Here is a 4598-nt window from a genome sequence, read left to right as displayed (position 1 = left end):
GTAAATTGCCCTTTTAACTGCGTTAAATAAGGCATAATTTCATTGGTTAGGGCTATTTTAAATCGCCCCTCTTTCTTGAAATACGTTTGAGACGACACCCATCTAAATTTAGTAACGTGCCTTTCATCTTCCGTTTTTACCCAACGTTCAGAAATACGCTCAATCGCTGATTTTATTTGTGTGTACGCCCTATCTGCGTTCACATCAGGGAATTGATTTACAAATTCAGACACCGAAAACTCAAATACTTGCTGATCGCTTTTCGGGTTCATTGTTCCAATCGTTAAAGCTAACAATCTCATTTCGTCCAATGTAAGACGGTAACTCGCCTCAATTAGACTATTTGCCTTTACCACCGTTAAATCATTTGCCATATCATACCTAGAGTTGAAAAATTAAACACATAATAAACTAGATTTATAATTCTTTCTAGTCGCAAACGACAAATTTCTAGTCTTTAAACGACAAATTTCTAGTCTTTAAACGACAAATTTCTAGTCGTAAACGACAAATTTCTAGTCTTTAAAATCTCGCAACCCTTGCAAATAAAGGCTCTAGCCTATCCGAAAACAAGATAAAAATATAAAATATAAAAAATAGAGCCTTTCGGCTCTTTTTGGGCTTTCAGCCCTAATTTTTTCTTTTTTTCAGGATTTAAAATTACAAAACCCTTACAGAGCAAGTAAACTTGTTTGCTTGTTCTGCAAGGGTTCAGCAACCGTAGCCGTCAGGCGTAGGGCGGTAGCCTATAAAAGCCATTTAATTTTATCTTTAAACTTCCTTTTAAATGCTTTGAGTGGGTGTCTTTTATCGTACTCATCAATCCTTTTTTGCATTCTTTCGTTTGCTTTGTGATCGGCAAATTTTGAATAAGATTTTTCCATCTCATCTAACATTCTATCAATCCGTTTTTTATGTTGCCATTTCAGGTAAACATAAACACTTATAGCAATTAAAGACAATATCAATACATTGTAAAAAATGATTGTTACAATTTCGCTCACAGTTATTTTTTACCTTTTTCAATTTCTTCATTGATAAATGCACTCAATTCATCAAATTTCTTGTCATCATTGATAAATTTACGCAATTTAGGGAAGTTTCTATCTACATCTAAAAGAGGGTTATTTATTATTTCATTTAGCCAAAAAGCCCCTAATAAAACCTTGTAATGCGTAGCTTTCTTACGCTTTTCTGCTTGTTCTTTTGACTTAATCGCACGAATTTTCGCTTTGATTTCGTCCTGCTTGCGTTGTAACTCTGCTTGTTGCTGTTCCAATCTTGTAAGTTTTTCGCTTGCCATACTAGCCCCTTTATATAGTTAGAAATTATCGTTATTTTATTCAGTAGGTGCTAGGCTTGCAAGTGTTCTGTTCATTACGTTAAAATAACGTAATGCCCACTTATCAGTTTCTCTGCGAGAAACTGGTGGGCAAGCGTACCGCTTGACCGTTTCGCAATACTCAACACTATGGCAATCTATCATTTAAACGTTCGCTATTGCAGTAAAAGCAAAGGGCAATCAGCTCAAGCCAAAAACGACTACATCAACCGCAATGATAAATACTCAAAGCGGTTAGATGATTTACAGTTTTCAGGCTATGGCAATATGCCAAAATTTGCCGAAGATAATCCGCAAGAATTTTGGCGATTGTCAGATATTTACGAGCGAGCTAATGCCCGAGTTTGTACTGAAATTGAATTTGCTTTACCTAGAGAATTAACCCTAGAACAACAGCAAAAATTAGTAAGTTCTTTCATAGAAAATACGGTTGATAGCGGTAGCAATAAACTACCCTACTCTTTCGCTATCCATACCGATAAAAATAATCATAATCCCCATTGTCATTTGATATTTTCAGAACGCCAACTTGACGGCATAGACCGTACAGCCGAGCAGTTTTTTAAACGTGCTAATACTAAATCCCCAGAAAAGGGCGGAGCGATGAAAACGGCAGATTTTCGAGATCGTGAGTTTATCCAATCTGTCCGAAAAACGTGGAGAGAGCAAGCTAATCAAGCTTTAGAGCAATACGGATATGCCGCACGAATTGACGAACGTAGCTACAAGGAACAAGGCATAGAGCAAGCCCCAAGAGCAAGAATTGACAGGGTAACGTGGCAAGAATTGAACCGATTAGAGCAAGAAGAACGCCAAATCGTGCAAGAGCTTGCACTTAAAGGGCAAGAAATTAACAAAGAAAAATCCTACTTGAAGAAAATCGAAGAAAAACAGGCTCAAGGAATGGGCAAATATGAATCCAAATTCGCAGCTGCGTTTTCTAAATTATCGGAAAGCGCCCTAAAACACGATTTAAGCAACGAAAAAGAAAAAGACAGTAAAATACACGCTCAAGAAGAAAAAGTGCCTCAAAATCGCATTCAGGGGCTTTCTCAAGCAGATTTTGATCAGTTTTTAATTGATGAATGGCTACCTCAAATAGAAAAATACGTTAAAGCCCAAGAAAAGCGGGACGGAATGGAAGTAGAGATCACGCAATACGACAAGGATTTACAGCGTATTCAGGGGGAATATAACAAGCTCACAGATAAAAATCAGGGTTTTCTCGGTTTATGGGAAACTAAAGAGCAAAAAGCAAAGAAAAAAGAGCTTGAAGATGAATACAAACATACAGCAGAGCAACGGAATGCTAAAAGCCAAGAATTAGCCGAGTATAGCCAAAAAATAAAAGCATACGAACAGAAAACGCTAGAGCCAATTAACGAGAAGATTGCCAAATATCAAGCTGACAACCCTGAAATAAAAATGCGGAGCTTAGGATTTGTGAAAAAAATTAAGGCTCAAGGGGCATATAAAGCGGCTCAAGAGCGAATGGAGCGAGAAAAACAGCACCAACAGGAAAAACAACAGAGACATTTAGAGCGAGAGATTGGTTTGAGCTTGTAGCTAACGCCCTACGCCTACGGCTTCGGTTGTTCAACCCTTAAAGAACTCGCAACAAGTTGCAAATTCTTTAAGGGTTCGCAATAAAAACAACCGCTAAACATTTCTGCCCAGCGGTTGAAAATTTACCTATTCACCATTACAATGATCAAGCAGGAAATTTTTTTGATTGCCGTAAATGTCCGTATATCTAGTTGAGGCACAACCCGCCAAAGTCATTGCCCCAACCAGAACGGCGATAATCAGAAATAACTTCATATCTTAGTCCTTAATTGTGCTCTTCCCTCGTAAAAGAGCGTTAAACACAATCGAAGGGGCTAGGCTTAACGAGGACGCTTTAAAAGCCCCTCAGACACCACAGCAAATTTATTTTAACAAATAACCGCCCTATTTAGTTAGAGCGGTTTTGTTTTTTTTAGTGGACCCTAGTCCGTATATTTCATAAACTTTTTCCTGAAATTCACTATAACTAATTACACCATTTACCCACTCTTGAGAAAGCTCAAGAATCTCCTTGTCAGTATCTAGTCCCTCCAGTCTATTATTATCAATAGCGAATTGAACTGATTTCTGTCTGCTTAGTTTTTCTGTCTCTGTTATAAAATTGCTATTCATCTTGTTCTTCTTCAAAAAAAGGAATGTATTTCAATAGAACTTCATCTAATTCTTTAATTCCTTGCTCATAATTGAATGGGTATTCCCAATCATCTCCTACTTTGATTTCAGAAATATCTTTAAACTTCCTCTCAAGAGCGGACACTTTGTCCATATCATCATCAATTTCCTGTTTGCTAAATGGTATTTTTTGCTTTTCTAATATCTCATCATAATAACAAGATAAATTAAGCAATCCCCCCCAAGCACAATTTGCTATAACGACTAATCTATGTTTTTCTCTAGTTAAGTAATCTACACCGCAGTCATAGATAGCAAACATAGGATGATAAAAAAATTCGCAATTTTTCATAGTGCCCTCACACTTTAACTAATTCACAGTTCACAATCTTATACCCTCGATTTTGCAACTCGTTTAAAAAATCTGACCGCTTACCAAGTTTTGATCTAAAACTAGCATTGCTAGTCAAAAAAACCCAATAATGCCGTAAATCTTCTGTTGTAACATCTGCAAGATCAGAATAAAAATCTTCAAGGATTTTTAGGCAATCTCTCGCATAGTTTCCATATTCAGCATTACTCATTTTGGGATTTTGAGTATCCAATTTCACAAACTTCCCGTACTTGTTTTTATGCGGAAATGCTGGGCGTTTTTTTACTGGTTTTTCGTGTGTGATATTAAATTCAACACCAATAATTTTACGACCTCGCTTGATAGGTTCATACCCTACAAAGAGATCAGATTTTTCGTTAATTTCAGACAAAGCTGGAATTAAAACCCACTGATTAAGGTTGTTATAGCGATCATATTTATCTTCCAGTTGTAACCACTTTTTCAATTCTTCTACTGAAATATAACGTTCACCCAATCGCTTATACTGCGTAAATAACTCATACAAGCGAATAGCGTGAACACTGGAAAAGCCAGAGATATGATTTAACTGATATTGCGTAAATTGCCCTTTTAACTGCGTTAAATAAGGCATAATTTCATTGGTTAGGGCTATTTTAAATCGCCCCTCTTTCTTGAAATACGTTTGAGACGACACCCATCTAAATTTAGTAACGTGCCTTTCAT

Annotated in this window: 8 protein-coding genes; 1 reads left to right on the top strand and 7 read right to left on the bottom strand. The window is 36.7% G+C overall.

Translation table 11 applies throughout. From position 1 onward, the window contains the following. The 4 genes from DPV92_RS09640 to DPV92_RS09870 all read right to left on the bottom strand — a co-directional run. A partial coding sequence (locus tag DPV92_RS09640; RefSeq protein WP_133253062.1) for a replication initiation protein occupies positions 1-374 on the bottom strand: 374 nt, incomplete at its 3' end. A 372-nt stretch (positions 375-746) separates the two neighbouring features. After that, positions 747-896, bottom strand: a complete 150-nt coding sequence (locus DPV92_RS09875) for a hypothetical protein (RefSeq protein ID WP_154243697.1) — start codon at positions 894-896, stop codon at positions 747-749. Positions 897-1006: 110 nt separating this feature from the next. After that, on the bottom strand, positions 1007-1303 hold the full coding sequence (locus DPV92_RS09630) for a hypothetical protein (protein WP_111354680.1): 297 nt from the start codon (positions 1301-1303) through the stop codon (positions 1007-1009). Positions 1304-1339: 36 nt separating this feature from the next. Further along, entirely contained in the window at positions 1340-1486 is a 147-nt protein-coding gene (locus DPV92_RS09870) for a hypothetical protein (protein ID WP_192574193.1), read from the bottom strand. Between DPV92_RS09870 and DPV92_RS09625 the strand changes: the two genes are divergently transcribed. Next, positions 1472-2908: a MobA/MobL family protein gene (locus DPV92_RS09625; RefSeq protein WP_111354679.1), complete on the top strand. Its 1437-nt coding sequence runs from the start codon at positions 1472-1474 to the stop codon at positions 2906-2908. The genes DPV92_RS09870 and DPV92_RS09625 overlap by 15 nt on opposite strands. A gap of 384 nt (positions 2909-3292) precedes the next feature. Here the strand turns inward: DPV92_RS09625 and DPV92_RS09620 are convergent, their stop codons facing one another. The 3 genes from DPV92_RS09620 to DPV92_RS09610 form a co-directional block, all read right to left on the bottom strand. After that, positions 3293-3520, bottom strand: coding sequence for an antitoxin VbhA family protein (locus tag DPV92_RS09620; RefSeq protein WP_111354678.1), 228 nt, complete (start codon positions 3518-3520; stop codon positions 3293-3295). Then, positions 3513-3872: a hypothetical protein gene (locus DPV92_RS09615; RefSeq protein ID WP_111354677.1), complete on the bottom strand. Its 360-nt coding sequence runs from the start codon at positions 3870-3872 to the stop codon at positions 3513-3515. The genes DPV92_RS09620 and DPV92_RS09615 overlap by 8 nt, the downstream gene beginning before the upstream one ends. Positions 3873-3879: 7 nt before the next feature. Beyond that, the coding region (locus DPV92_RS09610) for a replication initiation protein (RefSeq protein ID WP_111354676.1) at positions 3880-4598 on the bottom strand (719 nt) is incomplete at its 5' end.

This window comes from Pseudohaemophilus paraphrohaemolyticus, from assembly GCF_003253115.1.
Taxonomy (GTDB): Bacteria; Pseudomonadota; Gammaproteobacteria; order Enterobacterales; family Pasteurellaceae; genus Haemophilus_A; species Haemophilus_A paraphrohaemolyticus_A.
This window is presented reverse-complemented; position numbering and strand designations above follow the sequence as displayed.

Excerpts from the sequence above, each read along its gene's own strand:
- DPV92_RS09630 (WP_111354680.1), bottom strand. The coding sequence starts at position 1,303 with ATGGCAAGCGAAAAACTTACAAGATTGGAACAGCAACAAGCAGAGTTA.
- DPV92_RS09620 (WP_111354678.1), bottom strand. The coding sequence starts at position 3,520 with ATGAATAGCAATTTTATAACAGAGACAGAAAAACTAAGCAGACAGAAA.
- DPV92_RS09625 (WP_111354679.1), top strand. The coding sequence starts at position 1,472 with ATGGCAATCTATCATTTAAACGTTCGCTATTGCAGTAAAAGCAAAGGG.
- DPV92_RS09615 (WP_111354677.1), bottom strand. The coding sequence starts at position 3,872 with ATGAAAAATTGCGAATTTTTTTATCATCCTATGTTTGCTATCTATGAC.
- DPV92_RS09870 (WP_192574193.1), bottom strand. The coding sequence starts at position 1,486 with ATGATAGATTGCCATAGTGTTGAGTATTGCGAAACGGTCAAGCGGTAC.
- DPV92_RS09875 (WP_154243697.1), bottom strand. The coding sequence starts at position 896 with ATGTTAGATGAGATGGAAAAATCTTATTCAAAATTTGCCGATCACAAA.